This is a genomic window from Sphingobacterium sp. T2, assembly GCF_000814685.1.
Classification (GTDB): domain Bacteria; phylum Bacteroidota; class Bacteroidia; order Sphingobacteriales; family Sphingobacteriaceae; genus Sphingobacterium; species Sphingobacterium thermophilum.
Genome location: NZ_JXAC01000100.1, coordinates 1 through 17,472, shown reverse-complemented (window position 1 = coordinate 17,472; position 17,472 = coordinate 1). Strand labels below are relative to the sequence as shown.

Annotated in this window: 19 protein-coding genes and 1 pseudogene; 11 read left to right on the top strand and 9 right to left on the bottom strand. The window is 41.7% G+C overall.

Annotated elements, in window-relative coordinates; all coding sequences use genetic code 11:
* Window positions 1-143 precede the first annotated feature (143 nt).
* The 6 genes and pseudogenes from SD31_RS07675 to SD31_RS07650 all read left to right on the top strand — a co-directional run bounded on the left by SD31_RS07675 (window position 144) and on the right by SD31_RS07650 (window position 5,503).
* Window positions 144-596, top strand: coding sequence for a hypothetical protein (locus SD31_RS07675; RefSeq protein ID WP_156138268.1), 453 nt, complete (start codon window positions 144-146; stop codon window positions 594-596).
* Between the two features lie 340 nt (window positions 597-936).
* A complete protein-coding gene (gene trpD / locus SD31_RS07670; RefSeq protein WP_039053702.1) occupies window positions 937-1,926 on the top strand; it encodes an anthranilate phosphoribosyltransferase in 990 nt (329 codons plus the stop codon).
* Between the two features lie 62 nt (window positions 1,927-1,988).
* Window positions 1,989-2,609 (top strand): phosphoribosylanthranilate isomerase, encoded by a 621-nt coding sequence (locus tag SD31_RS07665; RefSeq protein ID WP_039053701.1) that lies wholly within the window; start codon window positions 1,989-1,991, stop codon window positions 2,607-2,609.
* Window positions 2,606-3,791, top strand: a pseudogene (gene trpB / locus SD31_RS07660) (tryptophan synthase subunit beta). The gene SD31_RS07665 and the pseudogene trpB overlap by 4 nt, the downstream one beginning before the upstream one ends.
* An 81-nt stretch (window positions 3,792-3,872) precedes the next feature.
* On the top strand, window positions 3,873-4,628 hold the full coding sequence (gene trpA, locus SD31_RS07655) for a tryptophan synthase subunit alpha (protein WP_039053700.1): 756 nt from the start codon (window positions 3,873-3,875) through the stop codon (window positions 4,626-4,628).
* Window positions 4,629-4,759: 131 nt separating this feature from the next.
* Window positions 4,760-5,503 carry an SDR family NAD(P)-dependent oxidoreductase gene (locus tag SD31_RS07650; RefSeq protein WP_039053699.1) on the top strand — a complete coding sequence of 248 codons (744 nt, stop codon included), beginning with the start codon at window positions 4,760-4,762 and terminating at the stop codon, window positions 5,501-5,503.
* Window positions 5,504-5,593: 90 nt separating this feature from the next.
* Here SD31_RS07650 and SD31_RS07645 read toward each other — a convergent pair whose 3' ends face one another.
* On the bottom strand, window positions 5,594-6,466 hold the full coding sequence (locus SD31_RS07645; RefSeq protein WP_039053703.1) for an endonuclease/exonuclease/phosphatase family protein: 873 nt from the start codon (window positions 6,464-6,466) through the stop codon (window positions 5,594-5,596).
* Window positions 6,467-6,866: 400 nt separating this feature from the next.
* Here SD31_RS07645 and asnS point away from each other — a divergent pair, with 400 nt between their 5' ends.
* On the top strand, window positions 6,867-8,312 hold the full coding sequence (asnS, locus tag SD31_RS07640; RefSeq protein WP_039053698.1) for an asparagine--tRNA ligase: 1,446 nt from the start codon (window positions 6,867-6,869) through the stop codon (window positions 8,310-8,312).
* Window positions 8,313-8,399: 87 nt separating this feature from the next.
* Entirely contained in the window at window positions 8,400-9,020 is a 621-nt protein-coding gene (locus SD31_RS07635) for an L-threonylcarbamoyladenylate synthase (protein WP_039053697.1), read from the top strand.
* Window positions 9,021-9,049: 29 nt separating this feature from the next.
* Here the strand turns inward: SD31_RS07635 and SD31_RS07630 are convergent, their stop codons facing one another.
* The 8 genes from SD31_RS07630 to tilS form a co-directional block, all read right to left on the bottom strand.
* The gene (locus SD31_RS07630) at window positions 9,050-10,171 is read right to left on the bottom strand and encodes a lipid II:glycine glycyltransferase FemX (protein WP_039053696.1); all 1,122 of its coding nucleotides are present in this window, start codon (window positions 10,169-10,171) and stop codon (window positions 9,050-9,052) included.
* 181 nt (window positions 10,172-10,352) lie between these two features.
* On the bottom strand, window positions 10,353-11,087 hold the full coding sequence (locus SD31_RS07625; protein WP_156138267.1) for an EamA family transporter: 735 nt from the start codon (window positions 11,085-11,087) through the stop codon (window positions 10,353-10,355).
* A 132-nt stretch (window positions 11,088-11,219) separates the two neighbouring features.
* On the bottom strand, window positions 11,220-11,486 hold the full coding sequence (locus tag SD31_RS07620) for a DUF721 domain-containing protein (RefSeq protein ID WP_039053695.1): 267 nt from the start codon (window positions 11,484-11,486) through the stop codon (window positions 11,220-11,222).
* 41 nt (window positions 11,487-11,527) lie between these two features.
* Window positions 11,528-12,430 carry a DNA replication/repair protein RecF gene (gene recF, locus SD31_RS07615; RefSeq protein ID WP_316929810.1) on the bottom strand — a complete coding sequence of 301 codons (903 nt, stop codon included), beginning with the start codon at window positions 12,428-12,430 and terminating at the stop codon, window positions 11,528-11,530.
* A complete protein-coding gene (locus tag SD31_RS20800; RefSeq protein ID WP_316929809.1) occupies window positions 12,402-12,611 on the bottom strand; it encodes an AAA family ATPase in 210 nt (69 codons plus the stop codon). The genes recF and SD31_RS20800 overlap by 29 nt, the downstream gene beginning before the upstream one ends.
* 118 nt (window positions 12,612-12,729) lie before the next feature.
* The gene (locus SD31_RS18855) at window positions 12,730-12,819 is read right to left on the bottom strand and encodes a DUF4834 family protein (RefSeq protein WP_231561307.1); all 90 of its coding nucleotides are present in this window, start codon (window positions 12,817-12,819) and stop codon (window positions 12,730-12,732) included.
* Between the two features lie 305 nt (window positions 12,820-13,124).
* The gene (locus SD31_RS07610) at window positions 13,125-13,493 is read right to left on the bottom strand and encodes a hypothetical protein (RefSeq protein WP_316929808.1); all 369 of its coding nucleotides are present in this window, start codon (window positions 13,491-13,493) and stop codon (window positions 13,125-13,127) included.
* Window positions 13,494-13,737: 244 nt separating this feature from the next.
* Window positions 13,738-14,940: a tRNA lysidine(34) synthetase TilS gene (tilS, locus tag SD31_RS07605; protein ID WP_052258765.1), complete on the bottom strand. Its 1,203-nt coding sequence runs from the start codon at window positions 14,938-14,940 to the stop codon at window positions 13,738-13,740.
* Between the two features lie 95 nt (window positions 14,941-15,035).
* Between tilS and SD31_RS18850 the strand changes: the two genes are divergently transcribed.
* The 3 genes from SD31_RS18850 (at window position 15,036) to SD31_RS18840 (ending at window position 17,178) form a co-directional block, all read left to right on the top strand.
* A complete protein-coding gene (locus tag SD31_RS18850) occupies window positions 15,036-15,647 on the top strand; it encodes an OstA-like protein (RefSeq protein ID WP_052258764.1) in 612 nt (203 codons plus the stop codon).
* A gap of 166 nt (window positions 15,648-15,813) precedes the next feature.
* On the top strand, window positions 15,814-16,017 hold the full coding sequence (locus SD31_RS18845; protein WP_231561306.1) for a hypothetical protein: 204 nt from the start codon (window positions 15,814-15,816) through the stop codon (window positions 16,015-16,017).
* Window positions 16,018-16,122: 105 nt separating this feature from the next.
* Window positions 16,123-17,178, top strand: coding sequence for a hypothetical protein (locus SD31_RS18840; protein WP_231561305.1), 1,056 nt, complete (start codon window positions 16,123-16,125; stop codon window positions 17,176-17,178).
* Window positions 17,179-17,472 lie beyond the last annotated feature (294 nt).

Here is a 17,472-nt window from a genome sequence, read left to right as displayed (position 1 = left end):
TTTTAAGAACTAAAACTGAATGACGCTTAATAGAAAAGGCAAAACATTCATTTCTTCTTAAAATTTGACGTTTATCTATCTYTTCCGTATTCACTGTTTAATCTTTTGTGGATTTCCTACAGTCGTATATAAAAATCATAATCATGAGACTTCTATTTACTTTTCTTCTCTTCTTGCAAAGCATCACACTCTTCGGACAGGATACCGTGAGCAACAAACTGGACGACCTGCAGCTTATTAAACAGTTTATTGCCGAACTGGCGAATGAAAACAAACGTGCAGACGTAGTGCTCAGTCAGTACGTACAGGTAAACAACCCTGGAGAGGAATTATACGACTATCTAGAGGCTAGCTTAGAAGAAATACGCATCAACCTTATGACCAAAAATATAGAAGACATACAATATATTCCTTACGCGCAGATGCCGCGAAAAGAAATTAAAGATATTGATCTCGAAGGCCTGAACAGCGATAATATCTATTTCTTAAAATATAGAGGGCGTCACCTATTAGCATTATACGTCGAAAAAGACAAAATAGCCTCCTTCACCCTCGTCTCCAAGGGTTATAACAAAGCACATTTCGTGTTATATTAAAGAAACTCTTCTATCCCAATCTATACCTTTTATAGAACACTAACTTGTAGTGTGATTTATTTTTCAGAAAGCAACACAACGCTATGTTGACCAAAAGAAATAAAAAATAACATCTCATTAATTTTTTATAAAAACCCTTGACATTTTTAAAAAGATAATTGATATTTGTTAACAACAATTTAGAGATGAACGCATTTGTATCAAATAACGCTTGGTGGTGGCACAACAGTTGATGTTGTGGCAATCCCTATTGCTGAGTTTGATTACAATCACAATATAAGAGGCTTGCCAATAAAATGGTGAGCCTTTTTGTTTGGCATCCTATCAATCGATTTTTATTATGAAAGAAATTCTTAGACATTTATTTGAATATAAATCCTTCAGTCGCAAGGAGGCTTATGAAATCTTGACGAATATTGCTACAGGCAAATACGATTCGCACCAGATTGCAGCCTTTATGACAGCGTATGGCATGCGCAGCATACGGGTGGAAGAGCTGGGTGGCTTTCGTGATGCCATGTACGACCTGTGCTTGAAGATGGATTTCGACGGCTACGACCTTATTGACATGTGTGGCACAGGTGGTGACGGCAAAAATACGTTTAACATATCCACTTTAGCATCATTTGTCGTGGCCGGTGCTGGATACAAGGTTGCCAAGCACGGCAATGTGGGAGTCTCTTCCGGATGTGGATCCTCAAATGTCATGGAGTACCTAGGCTATCAATTTACCAACGACAAACCAACATTACAAAGGCAGCTCGATGAAGCCAACATATGTTTCTTGCATGCTCCTCTCTTCCATCCTGCTATGAAGACCGTAGCGCCTATCCGTCGCGCTTTAGGTGTAAAGACATTCTTCAACATGCTGGGGCCGTTGACCAACCCCGCCAATCCACGCTTTCAGTCCGTAGGCGTTTTCTCTCTAGAACTTGCCCGTCTTTACGGCTATCTCTATCAGAATACTGACAAGCAATATAGCATTATACATGCATTGGATGGATATGACGAAATCTCGCTCACCGGAGATTTCAAAGTTATCACTAATCAGGGCGAACATTATTTTACCGTGGAAGATTTAGGCTTCACACCTGTACGTGCAGAAGAGTTGGCCGGCGGCGACAACGTGGAAGAGGCGGCAAAAATTTTCAAAACCATCATCGAAGGTAAGGGGAATGACACCCAAAACAACGTCGTACTCACCAATGCGGCATTTGCCATTAAGACATTCCATCTAGAGAAGTCATTTGGTGACTGTTATTACGAAGCCGAAGCCTCTCTGCTAGGGTTAAAAGCATTAGATAGTTTGAAGAAATTGATAAAAATATAACCATTTGGGTTTGCCACCTGAAGAATCAAAAATTGGAACTAGTAATGACTTTTTAACGACTGATGAATAGGAAACGCAAAATAAAGGTCTGTGGAATGCGCGAGGCTAACAACATAGAGGAGCTTGGTGCATTACCTATAGATTACGTAGGTTTTATCTTCTACCCTAAGTCGCCGCGATATGTTGCACAACGGCCAAGCTGCACCCTTCCTTCTTCTATACAAAAAGTAGGTGTATTTGTCAATGCCACCAAAGAAGAAATCCTTAATAAAGTCAAGGATTTCGACTTACAGGTAGTACAGCTTCATGGCAATGAATCGCCAGAGTTCTGTGCACAAATAGGGCAAGCGGGACTCTGCACCTTCAAAGCTTTCGGCATTGACGAAGATTTCGACTGGGCCGCCGTGGCTCCTTATATAGGCAAGGTGGATTATTTTCTTTTTGACACCAAGAGCAAGCACTACGGTGGAACAGGCCTTTCCTTCGACTGGGAGGTTCTCAAAAGCTATCCTTACCATACTCCTTATTGGCTGAGCGGAGGTCTGTCCACGGACAGCCTAGTGGAAGCCTGCCGTTTTGAAGATGAAAGATTATATGGCTTTGATTTGAATTCAAAATTTGAAATAGAGCCGGGAATTAAAAATATAGATTTGTTAACACAAGCAATCACGATCATAAAATGAGCAAGTATCAAGTAGACAGCAGAGGCTATTACGGACCATTCGGTGGAGCTTACATCCCCGAAATGCTGTACCCAAACGTTGAAGAGCTGCAAAAAAATTATTTGTCAGATTATGGAAGACCCTTCTTTTAAGGAAGAGTTCGAACAACTGCTAAAAGACTATGTGGGCAGACCTTCTCCCCTGTATCATGCCAAACGTCTGTCTGAACGCTATGGCGCCAACATATATTTAAAACGTGAAGACCTCAACCATACGGGAGCACATAAAATTAACAACACTATAGGACAGATTTTATTAGCTAAACGTCTTGGTAAAAAACGTATCATCGCCGAAACGGGAGCAGGACAGCATGGTGTGGCCACAGCTACAGTATGTGCGCTGATGGGACTGGAATGTGTAGTGTATATGGGAGAAATAGATATCAAGCGGCAGGCACCCAATGTGCCACGTATGAAGATGATGGGAGCTACGGTAGTGCCAGCAACATCGGGCAGTAAAACCCTGAAAGATGCTACCAATGAGGCACTTCGCGACTGGATCAACAATCCTGTGGATACCCACTACATCATCGGCTCTGTAGTAGGCCCCCACCCATATCCGGACATGGTAGCACGTTTCCAATCCATCATCTCTGCGGAAACGAGAAAGCAACTATTAGAAAAGACCGGCAAAGAAACGCCAGATATTGTGATGGCTTGTGTAGGAGGAGGTTCCAATGCAGCAGGCATGTTCTATCATTTTTTGGATGATGAGCAGGTAAAAATCATTGCCGTAGAAGCAGCAGGATTAGGCGTACACTCAGGCAAAAGTGCCGCCACCACCGCCCTAGGCAAAGAAGGAGTGCTCCACGGAAGCCGGCAGATTGTGATGCAGACCGATGACGGACAGGTGATAGAACCATACTCCATCTCTGCAGGGCTGGATTATCCTGGCATAGGCCCACAGCACGCATGGCTGTTTAAATCGGGACGTGGAGAATATGTATCCGCCACGGACGACGAAGCTATGCAGGCAGGTCTGCGTCTTACACAGCTGGAAGGAATCATCCCGGCCATAGAAAGTTCCCACGCCTTAGCGCATCTGGAAAAGATGGAGTTTATGGGTGGAGAGACGGTAGTAATCTGTCTTTCCGGACGTGGTGACAAAGATTTGGATAATTACATGAAGTATTTTGGTCTGTAAGTGATGATGGACAAAAGTTATCAGATCAAACCTTGATACGCTCTTACCCTCATCACTGAAAACGTTTACATCTTAAAGACAATGAGAATAAATAAACATTCAAACGGATTATTGTCCATATATTTTACGGCGGGCTATCCTACACTGGACAGTACAGTACGTATTGCCAAAGCGTTGGAAGATGCTGGTGCTGATTTTTTGGAAATAGGATTTCCTTATTCTGATCCGGTGGCCGATGGCCCTACCATACAGCATGCTTCGGAAATAGCCTTGAAAAATGGAATGACACTAAAAGTTCTGTTCGAACAACTTAAAGACTTACGCAAGCAGGTAAGCATCCCTGTCTACCTGATGGGCTATGTCAATCCTGTTTTACAGTATGGCGTGGAAAACTTCTGTAAAGCCTGCAAAGAAGTAGGGGTAAACGGAACTATCATCCCCGACCTACCGATGTACGAGTACGAAGAGCTGTATAAAAACACCTTCGAGGAGTATGGCATCAGCAATATTTTCCTAGTGACACCACAAACTTCGGAAGAACGGATACGCAAGATCGACGAGCTGTCGACAAACTTCATCTACCTACTTTCGTCAAACGCTACGACGGGTAAAAACCTGGAAGTCAAAGATCAAGCAGAAGCTTATTTCAAACGTATCAAAGACATGGATTTGAAAAATCCTTTCATCATTGGATTCGGAATCTCCAACCATGAAACATTCCGCAAAGCCACGACTTATGCCAATGGAGCCATCGTTGGCTCTGCTTTCGTAAAACTCCTAGCGGAAGAAGATTATCTTGAGAATATCCCTGCCTTCATAAAAAATATAAAAGGCTAATCTTTCTAGCAATGGGCCTTAAACTACTAAGTTTAAGGCTTCTTTTATTGTAAATCATTCTTTTTTGAAACATTGGTCACACTTTTCTTGCGCCACAAATCGTAACTTGTGCTAACTTAAAAGGATTAGTTATGAAACAATTAGAAAATAAAGTGGCCATCGTTACAGGAGGTGCTTCCGGTATCGGCAAAGCCATCGCCACCCTTTTTGTTAAAGAAGGTGCTAAAGTTGTCATCAGCGACTTAAATGAAGAATTAGGCAACAAGGTTATTAAGGAATTAGGTAGTGATGTAGCGGTATTCGTGAAGGCGGATTCTGCATCACCTGAAGATAATAAAAAACTTGTAGACACAGCCGTGGAAAAGTTCGGCGCCCTACATATTGCCGTAAATAATGCAGGCATTGGTGGTGAGGCCGCTACCGTAGGAGAGATGAAAATCGAAAGTTGGAAAAAAGTTATAGACATCAATCTTAACGGCGTATTCTACGGCATGCATTACCAGCTTCCTGAAATAGAAAAAGTCGGAGGTAGTATAATCAATATAGCTTCCATTCTAGGTCAGGTAGGCTTCGCTAATTCTTCGGCATACGTAGCAGCAAAACACGGTGTTGTAGGATTGACTAAAACTGCAGGATGGGAATATGGCACTAAAGGAGTGCGCATCAATGCCATAGGTCCTGGATTCATCTCTACACCACTAGTGGATAATGCCTTGGATAAAGATGCCTTGGCTTACTTAGAAACCCAACATGCTATGCAGCGCTTAGGTAAACCTGAAGAGGTTGCCGAATTGGCCCTTTGGTTAGCTTCCGACAAATCTTCTTTCGTCACAGGCTCCTATTATCCTGTGGACGGCGGATATTTAGCCAAATAATAAACAGTGCAATAATTGTTTGAAATTGACTTCCCTAAGAAAACATAAGATATAAGAAACCATACTTTATGTCTATTAGGGAAGCAATTTTTATCGGCTGTCACTTTCTTCTTCCTTCCCTTCTGCTATCAAATCATCCACCTCTTCTTTTTCTTTCCGATCCAAATGCTTTACATCTTCCTTCTGCTCTTCATTGATTTTATCGATATAAAATGTACAACAGATAGGAAAATGATCCGAACCGATGGCGGGTAATATGCGCAACTTTTCCACAAACACCTCAGCACTGTGGAATAGCAAATCTAATGGAATACGGAAAAACCAGTATTTGGCATGAAAAGTCGCCAAATATCCACGCCCGTAGCGTGCGTCAATCAACCCGCTAGCTTTCTTGAAAAGCACCGAAATCCTTGACCAAGCCACGGTATTGAAATCACCCGTAATGATTACCGGATGCTTACTTTGCCGCACCCGCTTGGCTACACTCAGCAGGTCACCATCTCTTTCTTTGGATGTCTCTTCCTCGGTAGGACTGGGCGGAGGAGGATGCACCCCGAAAAATACAAACCTGTAGCCATCCGCTGTCTCCAGCTCCGCTTCTATACTCGGCAGGTCGTCAGAAACAAAATAATGGACCTGGAGCCGATGCACTTTCAGTTTTGTATAGAAATGCATACCGTATGTATTTTCCAACGCTACTTCCTCAAAGTACGAAAACGTATCCTTTAACTCTTGTAGGGCCTCTTCCCAGTCTTGGTTACTCTCCATAGTCAGCAGGATGTCGGGTTGCTCTCGACGTATTAGCTCTATCAGTCTGTGATACTCCTTATTATATTGATAGACATTTACAGAGATTACTTTCACATGGGCTGAGTGCTGCTTCGAAGCTTTATGTCTATTGGATCGCCAAAACTTGGTGAAACGCACAAAAACATACGCATTATAACCAAGACAAACCAACAACAATGCAGTAGTCAGAATAGGGTAGCTATATCCTTCCAGAAATATAACACCCCAATCAAGCAGAGCAACTGAAAAAATAGTAGTTGAGGTCGGATAAAATCCGGTATACGAAAAAACCAATGCTGATTTTTAACAAAGGGAAGAAAATGAAGAAACAGAAGAATGATGGAAATTATGAATAATATGCTACTCATCTTGTTGCTGAATGAGGCTATGATATATTAATCAAACAATCAATCCGAGAATAAGTTTGACATTGCAGCAGCATTCACTCTTAAACCTCATTCTGAGAACATTTTTCTACTAAAAACAATACAATTAGGCTTTTATAAGCCAACAGAATAGCGTATTTTTGTAATCTTACAATACATAGCATTATATAAATTCCTGATACATTAAAATGGAACATACACGCATTAAAGAGCTACTAAAATCTGAAGAATTAGGAAAAGAAGTTGTTGTAAAAGGATGGGTAAAAACCTTTCGTAACAACCAATTCATAGCCATCAACGACGGTTCTTCTATCAACAATATACAAGCTGTTATTGACTACGAGAATACACCTGAACATATTCTAAAAAGAATCACTACCGGTGCGGCAGTACGTGTCAAAGGACAATTGGTAGAATCTTTGGGAAAAGGTCAGCGCGTGGAGGTTAAGGCTTCCGAAGTATCTATTCTGGGAGATTCTGATCCGGAAAAATATCCTCTACAACCTAAGAAGCACAGCTTAGAGTTCTTGCGCGAAATCGCGCACCTTCGTCTTCGTACGACAACATTCAACGCTGTCTTCAAGGTACGTAATGCGTTGGCGTTCGCCATCCACAAATTCTTCCAAGACCGAGACTTCGTGTACTTCCACTCTCCTATCATTACGGGTTCAGATGCGGAAGGTGCCGGCGAGATGTTCAGAGTAACAACTCTAGATCTCAAAAATCCTCCTCTTACACCGGAAGGAGAAGTAGATTTCAAAGAAGACTTCTTCGGGCGTTCGACAAACCTTACCGTATCGGGACAGCTGGAAGGAGAACTTGCCGCTCTAGCATTCGGCAACATCTATACTTTCGGCCCTACATTCCGTGCAGAAAATTCCAATACCACACGCCACTTGGCAGAATTCTGGATGATAGAGCCGGAAATGGCATTCTATGAGTTGGAAGACAACATGGATCTGGCGGAAGACTTGTTGAAATATGTCATCAAATACGCTTTAGACACTTGCCCTGAGGAAATCGAATTCCTTAAAAACCGCCTGTTGGAAGAAGAAAAGTCTAAACCGCAAAACGAACGCTCAGAACTTAACCTCATAGAAAAGCTCAACTTTGTATTGGAAAACAAATTCGAGCGTATCACCTATACCGAAGCTATAGAGATTTTGAAAAAATCAAAACCAAATCAAAAGAAACAGTTCAAATACCTGATCGAAGGTTGGGGTGCCGACCTTCAGTCTGAACACGAAAGATATTTGGTGGAGAAACACTTCAAAAAGCCGGTAATCATCACGGACTACCCTCGTGAGATCAAGTCCTTCTATATGAAACAAAACGAAGTGGACGAAAACGGACGTCAGACCGTACGTGCTATGGACATTCTGTTCCCAGGTATTGGGGAGATGGTCGGCGGTTCACAACGTGAAGAAAACTTAGACAAGCTGTTGGCCCGCATGGCTGAAGTGGGAATTCCAGAAGAAGAAATGCAATGGTTTTTAGATACACGCCGTTTCGGTTCTGTTCCTCACTCAGGTTTTGGAGTTGGCTTCGAGCGATTGGTATTATTCACCACAGGAATGACCAACATTCGTGATGTTATTCCTTTCCCACGAACTCCGAAAAATGCAGAATTCTAAAATATACGCAACAGCCAAAACAAAATATTTTGGCTGTTGTTGTTTTCATACAACCTGTAATGAATGGTTCATCTTAATGCGTAGCCTATGTTGGTAAAAATCTATAATGAGAACCCGAATCCTAAAGCTATAGACCAAGCGGTAGAAATCCTGAAAAAAGGAGGTGTAATCATCTACCCTACCGATACGGTGTACGGTATAGGCTGTGATATAACTAACCAAAAGGCCGTAGAAAGGGTTTGTCAGATCCGTGGCATCAAAACCGATAAAACCTCGCTGTCTTTCATCTGCTACGATTTGACAGATATCTCACAATATACAAAGCCTTTTGACACTACAGTATTTAGAGTGTTGAAAAAAGCTCTTCCGGGACCCTTCACCTTTATCTTCAATGCCAGTGGCCAAGTACCTAAACTGTTGAGCTCGAAGAAAAAAACGGTAGGTATCCGTATTCCGGATAACAACATCATCCGAGAGATTGTTAAACAGTTAGGCAACCCTATTGTGACGACATCCATTCACGATGAAGATGAGATCATTGAGTACTCTACTGACCCGGAATTGATTTATGAAAAGTACAGAGATAAGGTAGACCTTGTTATCGACGGCGGCTATGGTGACAATATACCTTCTACGGTCGTGGATGTGACCTCCGGAGAGTTTGAAATTCTTCGTGAAGGCAAAGGAAATTTAGAACAATATTTATAAGTGAAAGGCTTGCCGGTGGCAAGCCTTTTTTATATATGATAACTCTGATTTTGGAACTCCATGGCGCTGTAGTAGGCGTATTTGGATTTGTCTAGCGGGTAATCCCAACATCCCATCTGATGCGATATCCTCCCCCCAAACCCTGTCTTGAAACGATACAGCCCGTACATGGGGTGAGAAGGATCGGCATCAGGCGAGATACCGAAAAAGTCGTATTCTGTACAGCCTTTTTCTTTTGCAAACTGCATGGCTCTCCATTGCAAGGCATAGGTTCCCATAAGGTTGCGGTTTTCGGAAGACGAAGCCCCGTAAAGATAAGTAGCTCTATTGGCGGAAATCACCAAAAACATAGCGGCCAATGGTTTTTCCTCCACGGAAGCCACCAACAGATAGACATCTGCCGGCGAAGCGGTATTATTGGTCTTGGCAGATAGCACTATCCTAAAATAGTTGATATCGTGCAAGAAAAAGTTATTGCGCATGGCCGTCTGTCGGTACAGATCGTACCACACTTCCAAACTCTCCAACCCCAAGAACTGTATGACAACACCCTTACGGCGAGCAAGATTGATATTATAACGTGTCTTGGGTTTCATATTTCCTAACAGCACATCTTCACTTTCCCTGAGATTCATAAACAATGTATTGGATGGTAAGATGTCTGTGTTGGCCTTGTGCAGATTACCATTTTCCGTACTGAAATTTAGCCGCATCTCCTGCACCCTCTTAGATGGCAGACCTATCCAGTTTCCATGTAAATCATAACAATCATCCTCATTAGCCCATTGGGACTGCCACGACAAATCGTAACGTATCATGATACAGCTCTTTGGAAGATAGTACCGTAAAGCTTCCGACAGCTGCTCCAAAAAATATCCCTGCTGTTCTTCACAAGGTTCTATCTCAGGTCCATAAGGGACATAGGCGATACAATGTTCATCATCTAGGTGCTGGAGCATGATGAGTACATCGCCCACGATGAAGGTGTCTTCCTGTCCATGACCATAAAGATCCTTGGCCTTACTCTTAAAATTGTAGGACACAGTATCTATACCTTGCATCTTCTTAACCGTAGACCAATAAGCTGTCTGCTGGATAATTCCTGTCTTATACAGTCGGCTATTGTCTTTCGGCTCTAAATCTACAATCATGATAATATGTTTATTTCCAATATTTTAATAAAATACGTAAAAGCCACAAACATAGGCATTATGGCAATGCAAAAAAACCCCCTATTATCATAGGGAGGTAACAAGAGAATAATGGAAACATTCTAAATAACTTTTTGTGCGCTAGCTATGACCGGAGAATTGCTTTTTGAAATAAAAAATATTAAACAGCACTACTGACCAAAAATATCAACGCATAGGCGAGACCTTGCAATAAGGTGATATGCTCGTGGAAATAAAATACCCCTAACAGAAAAGAGATGATAGGGTTGATATAAAGCAATATACCTACCACCGAAGAGTCCAATCCCTTCAAGGCATACATGTTCAGATATAAAGGCACTATCGTAAATAAGACGGCTATGATGAGCACATTACTAAAAAATAGGGTGGAATGTGAGGTTTCTATAGCCCCCTTGTATCCTAAAGGAATGAGCATCATAGCACCGATAAGAATATGTACCGTGAGTGTAAAAAACTTATCCAGCTGCCGACTAGTCTTTTGCAGCACTAGATAGATAGCATAGGATAAAGCTATGGTAAGACTAAAGATCAAATCCATCAGATGGCCATATGCCAACATGCCGCAAGCTATCACACTTAACCCCACAGCACACCATTGTCCTGCATTCAATCTTTCACGCAAAAATATATTGGCAAGGACTGTGGTAAGAATAGGACACATCAGATACGCCAGCGAGGTAGCGTTGACACTTACAGCATTCATCACATAAATGAATAGATACCAGTTTAAGGCGAGCATAACGGCACTTATCACCAACACACCGACCATCTTCCAACGGACAGAAGGTTTCTGTACACGGATAAGGTGTATATTTTGAAGCGTTATCCTCCTTCTGAAAGTAAGGCTGAAAAAACTTAATAAGGACGGCAGCAAAAGCTACGCGATAGGTCAGAATGTCCAAGGCTGAATAATCATGCAAAGGCTTGAGCACCAAGCTAAAAATCCCCCACACGACAAAGGAAAACAATGCCGCAGCATAGTATTTAAGCTTCATACACTAACAAATTATAGAATCACGAAATCCTCGACGATGACGCGTCCGACATGTTCGTTCACTCTTCCGATAATCTGGCGGCGATTGAGTGCCAGCTCGTGCTTTACGACGGCCGACTCCACCTTGACGAAGAGTTTCTTATCTTTAATATAGATTTGCTGGGTTCTGCGAGCGATATAGGGTCCGATAATCTGTTCCCAAAAGGTAGCTACCGAGGATTCGTCAAACTTATTGCGCAGACGATACACTTCTAACCACTTCTCTATAGCCTGCTTCATACTGATATCATCACGGGTCGGTTATTTCATCTACTTTTTTCTTATAGAGCATGAGCTTGTCCTCCTCTGATATCAAAGATACGTATAGGTTGCTGTATTTCATCGAAAATTTTTCGGATACGACCAGCATCTGTATCGGTGATAAATATCTGTCCGAATTCGTCATCGGACACCATCTTCATAAGCTTCTTCGTTCTTTTCTCATCCAGCTTGTCAAAGATGTCGTCCAGCAGCAGCAGTGGCTTAAACTTATTCTTCTCCTGTAAGAAAGTGTATTGTGCAAGTTTTAGCGCTATAAGAAAGGATTTCTGTTGTCCCTGCGAGCCGAACTTTTTCAATGGCATCTCACCATGTATAGTGAAAAACAGGTCATCCTTATGAATGCCTTGAGTGGTACGCTCCAGAATTCTGTCCTTTTCTATAGAATTCTGAAGTAGCTCAAAAAAATCTGCACCATGTAGCTGAGATTCATAGGTCAAAGACACTTCCTCCGCCTCCTCAGTAAGGTAGGCATAATGCTTACGGAAGTATGGGGTAAAAACTTCCATAAACTCTTTCCTTTTCTTATAGATGAGCTCCCCCACTTCTACTAGCTGCAAGTTCAACACTTCAAACAACCCTATATCAAATACGCCTTTCTCTTTGATGTTTTTCAGTAAGGTATTTCGCTGTAACAGAATTTTGTTATAAGCAATAAGCGTATCCAAATAGCGGTTATCCGTTTGTGAAATCACATTGTCCATAAACTTACGTCTTTCCTCCGAACCTTCAAGTATGATGAGCGTGTCGTTGGGCGATATCATCACAAGCGGATATAAGCCTATATGGTCGGCAAGACGTTGGTAGTCTTTCTTATTCCGTTTGAACTGTTTCTTCTGATTGCGTTTCAAGCTACAGGAAACGACATCCTGCCTGTTATCTCTGTCGAACTCTCCCTGTACCATAAACCAGTTCTTCCCCTTTTTTGATATGCTGTGAGTCTATGGGATTGAAATAGGACTTGCACAGCGAAAGGTAATGTATGCCATCCAACAAGTTAGTCTTACCCGCACCATTTTCTCCCGTAAAGGCATTCACCTGCGGAATAAAGGAAAGCGTAGTTTCGGCGTAATTCTTAAAATTCAAAACGGAAAGTTGTTTCAACCACATAGATACAAAGTAAAAACTAAAAAAAGTATAAGTCAAAAAAAAGGTTGATTGGCGAGATACCAATCAACCCTTCACACTGAAGTATATGTCTAAATTATTTCACCTCTTCAAAATCAATGAACTCCCCTGCATCTTTTGCTACACGGCGTTTTTCCTTACGTGGAGGGACATAGTCCACCCTCACATCACCTTTGTTGTCCTGATAATTATATTGAGATTCCCTCTGCTTAGAGAACGGATTTCCTGTGGTATAGGTAAAAGCTATAACCCCCCTGAGATTGCTGTGCCTTCTTCATCAAGTGTTCGCCAAGCTTTTTCATGGCGAATGGCAACAACAGACGCATAGAAAACTTAAATACGTAATACGCTACAATAACAGCTAATATGAAATATAAAGCACTCATTGAATTTATATTGATTTAACCAAATATAATAAAATACTGCTCGGTCAAAGTCAAAGAAATGTCAGAGTCAAAAGCTTAACACTTTTTAAGATTTAGCCTTAAGAATAGCATTATACAACTCTTCTTGTCGATGGGTACCGATGATATACACCAAACCGTCCTTATCGGTAAGCCATACAGCATCTTTGCCTCCAGAATAGAATCTAATTTTTCCGTTTTTATGAAGGTTATAAACAGGATTATTGAAAATATAAGTACTGTAAGGCTTTTTCTCTACCGTAACAATGGAAGATAAGTCTATTTTAACCAACCTGGTGGACCATAGACCACTGAGAATGATGCAGTTGTTAGCAACTTCAGTCTTATAATGCACCAGATACATCATGATGATAGAAACCACAATGATGGAGCTTCCTACGATGAAGAAAAGCTGACGCGAAGCCAGATGATCCATATTGAGGTAATATACGATGAAGCAGAATAAAGCCAAAGTAAGCCTTAACGCTGATCCACGTCATATCCCTTCCTAGATATTGTCTTTCTACAAAAATTTTATCTTGACTCATTGCTCTGCGAAATTGCAAACTAATTTAAACACTTTTTGTGTATTATCCTCAATTTTAAATCTATCATCTAGCTGAAAGGGTGCTACCCATATGATATCACCGTTTCCATCGACTATTACGGGTACTCTCTCCTTATCCAGCACGTTGACTTTTTTTTTGGATAAAGAAATCACTTAACTTTTTGGTTCCTTTCATCCCCAAAGGTTGAAAGGAATCACCTTCCTGCCAAGAACGAATGGTCAAAGGAAACGTTAGTTTCTCAAAATCCAACAAAGCGATGTGCTTGTCTTTGACTATGGTTTTGTCCTTCGTCACTTCGCATTGAAAAGTAAAGCTTCCCCATCTAATAAATGTTTGCGCTGATGTCAAAAGTACAGGAGCTAATGCTTCCTTTTGTCGGGATAAGATTATATATTCTCTGTCGGTAACGATGATATGCGTTTCCGAAGTAAATGTCTTGCCCGGCTCCCTCCCTAAGGAGTGCAGCAGGTCAGAAAGTATATTTTTCTTAAATCCGAAAGGTTCTAGGACAAAATACAGCTCATTGAGTGTGACAGACCTTATCTTTTGCTTTTCTATAAGATAGGCTTCCGCACCTCGGGGAATAAGCAATTCCCTTCGCAGTCTTTCCGCATAAAGCTGCAGAACTTCAAGACTGTCTCTAAAGCGGCAAATATTATCTGCCATAACCTCCACAAAGTCGGGATTAAGCTTTTCAAACTCCGGAATTATATCCAGTCGTATTCTGTTGCGAGCATACTTGTTGGAGAAGTTGGACTGGTCATCGCGGAAAGGAATGCGGTAGTGCTCTACCAGGTCAGTGATTTCTTCTCTTTTAAGAAAAAGCAGCGGCCTTACTATCTTGCTGTCCTCCCTCTTTGGCAGGATACCTTGTAAGCCCAACAGTCCGGTGCCACGCGACAGGTTGAACAGCACCGTTTCTACCGAATCGTTAAGGTGATGGGCTACGGCTATCGCAACACAGCCCCTCTCTTCACTCAGCTTCCCAAACCATTCGTAGCGAAGCTCTCGAGCAGCAATCTGTATGGATACTTTATTTCTTTCGGCATAATCTGTTGTATCGAAACGAATCACATGTAAAGGCAGTTCATTTTCTTCAGCAAAATGTCTCACCAGCTGTTCGTCCATTTCCGACTCTTCCCCCCTAAGCTGAAAATTACAATGTGCAAGCTCTATGGAAAAATGGCACTGATACAGCAACCATGCCAATAGCATGGAATCCCTTCCTCCACTCACTGCCACCAAGATTTTGTCTTCCTTGGTAAACAGCTTATTCTCTTGCACATACCGTTCAAATCGCTGAAGTATATCCATATTTCAAAAGTAAGGATTAATAATTGATTTTATTTAGCATTAAAATTTATCTGTTAACATTTTTTTGCTTTTTTAATTCACTATTTTTGCCATTTGTGAAGAAGTATATATCCTTACTCTTATTGGTAGTCTTACAAGCTTTGCTAATCCAGACGGTCAGAGCACAAGACAAGATGAATATTGTCCGTTCGGACATGTCGCGCATCAATGCAAAGCTGGGGACAATGATGAACTATAATCCGCTTTACGAACACAAGGGCAATTACCTTACTGCCGACAGCGGATACCTATATAAGAATGAAATAGGTCAGGAATTTTTCGAAGCTTTCGGCAATGTGGTCATCACACAGCCATCGGGAACCTTAATATATGCAGACCATCTACACTATGATGCCAGTGCACAGCTGGCCAAGCTCACCGGCAATGTGAAGATGGAAGACCGCAACTCGGTGCTTACTACCAATTACCTTACATACAATCTACGCTCGAAAATAGGAACATATACCGGCGGTGGAAGGATTATTTCACAAAATGATACCATTACTTCCCGAAACGCGTATTATTTCGAAAACACAGGAGATGCCTATTTTCGGCATAAGGTCGTGGTACGTACCCCTTCGGTAAAAGTGTTTACAGACACTATGCGCTACAATGGTATCACAAAAAACACCTATTTTTTCGGCCCTACAAACATAAAAGGACAATAAAAACGAAAATCTTTATACCGAAAGAGGTGTATATAATACCGCTACAGGTGTTGCCTATTTCAATAAGGAAAATCTATATACCGAGGGAAGTAAGTTTCTAAAGAGCGATAGTCTCTACTACGACAGAGCTTCCGGCGTAGGACAAGCCTTCCGAAATGTTGTCTTTGTGGACACCTTGGATAAATTCTATGCTTATGGAGGCAAAGGGGTCTATAAATCCGAAGATGAGTCTATTCTGATGACGGACAAACCTTATATTGTTACCGTCATAAAAAATGAACAGGATAGCACCGCGCAAGACACCTTACAGCAAGCTAATCCCATAGAAAAACCCGTAGAAAATAAAAAGGATTCAAAAAAAGGAAGATAACAACAAAAAAAAACGGACAAGGAAAAGAAAATAGAAGAGCATTCTCTAACAGAGGAAAACTCTGAAATCACAGATGAATCAAAAGAGATTAAGGTAGAAGCCAAAGTGGATTCGGCCTATCTCACTGCCGATACGCTGTTCTCTAAGATGATATTGGTCAAAGACTATAAACCTCTAAACCTTAACCTAGACAGAAATGGAGGGCAGGTCTTGGAAGATGCTGATGAAGATTATGGTGATGAGGATGACATAAACACGCCTCCTGCCACTCAAGAGGGAACTCCTATTGAGGATAAGGGCAGCGCGGCAGCAGAAGTGAAGCCTACGCAGGCGCCGGTCACAAAGACCACACCCAAACCTGTCGGCAAACCGCCTATCCTCAATCCCGATGAAGACCGTAAACATATAGCTCACACCCTGAAGGCCGACTCTATCTTACGGCAACAGGCTGAAATCCCTAAAGAGGGACATGCGGATAGCGTCATCAACGAAGCGTTGCGTGTGGCTCAGAAGGAAGACACGACCCCAAAAGTGAAGGACAGCACCTACACCGTGTCGGATACAGCCCGTACCCGTATTGTAAAAGCATACTATAATGTGCGTCTATACAAGTCAGACTTGCAGGCGGTAGCCGATTCGGCATTCTACGCTATGCAAGATTCTATGTTCCGTTTTATGGGACGTCCTATGATTTGGGCGGAAGACTCTCAGATTTCGGCAGACACCATCTATATGCAGATTGTCAATCAACAGCTGGACAACGCTGTACTTGTCAACAATGCTTTCATGGTAAATGCTGTGGCTGACTCCACCAAGTTCAACCAGCTTAAAGGACGCAGAATAACGGCATTTTTCAAAAACAACAACATAGAGAAACTGTTTGTGGATGGAAATGCAGAAAACTTGGTATTCTCAGTCAACGAAAGGACCAACCGTATCACGGAAATGTTTCATGACCGAGGCGCGCGTATTAAAGTAACGCTGGAAAACCGAAAAATCATAGACTATATAACCATAAAGAACATAGATCAGAAAGTTTATCCCGTAACCATGATAAACGCTGAAAATGAAGTTCTTCCAGGTTTTATCTGGCGTCCTCAAGACCGTCCAAAATCCAAAGAAGACCTGCTCAACAGAAAGAGGGAACTTCCTAAGGAATGAAGAAAAAAACGGAAACAAAAGAAAATAATAATTGAAACAGAAGAAAGCAGCGATGAGGGATAAAATAAAGGAGCTCTACGAAATTGAGCTCCTTTATTTTTATATATCTTTTAAAAATTCAGCCATTTTGGAAACAGCAATAGCGCGGTGACTTATGGAATTTTTTCCTCCGCACTCATCTCTGTCAAATGTTTTGTCCGTAAACCTAGATCAAGGATAAAACAGGATACTACTAAACCGAATTCCTTTTCTTCCTTTTCTACATGGATGATTTTACCTTCGATAGCTCCTTCA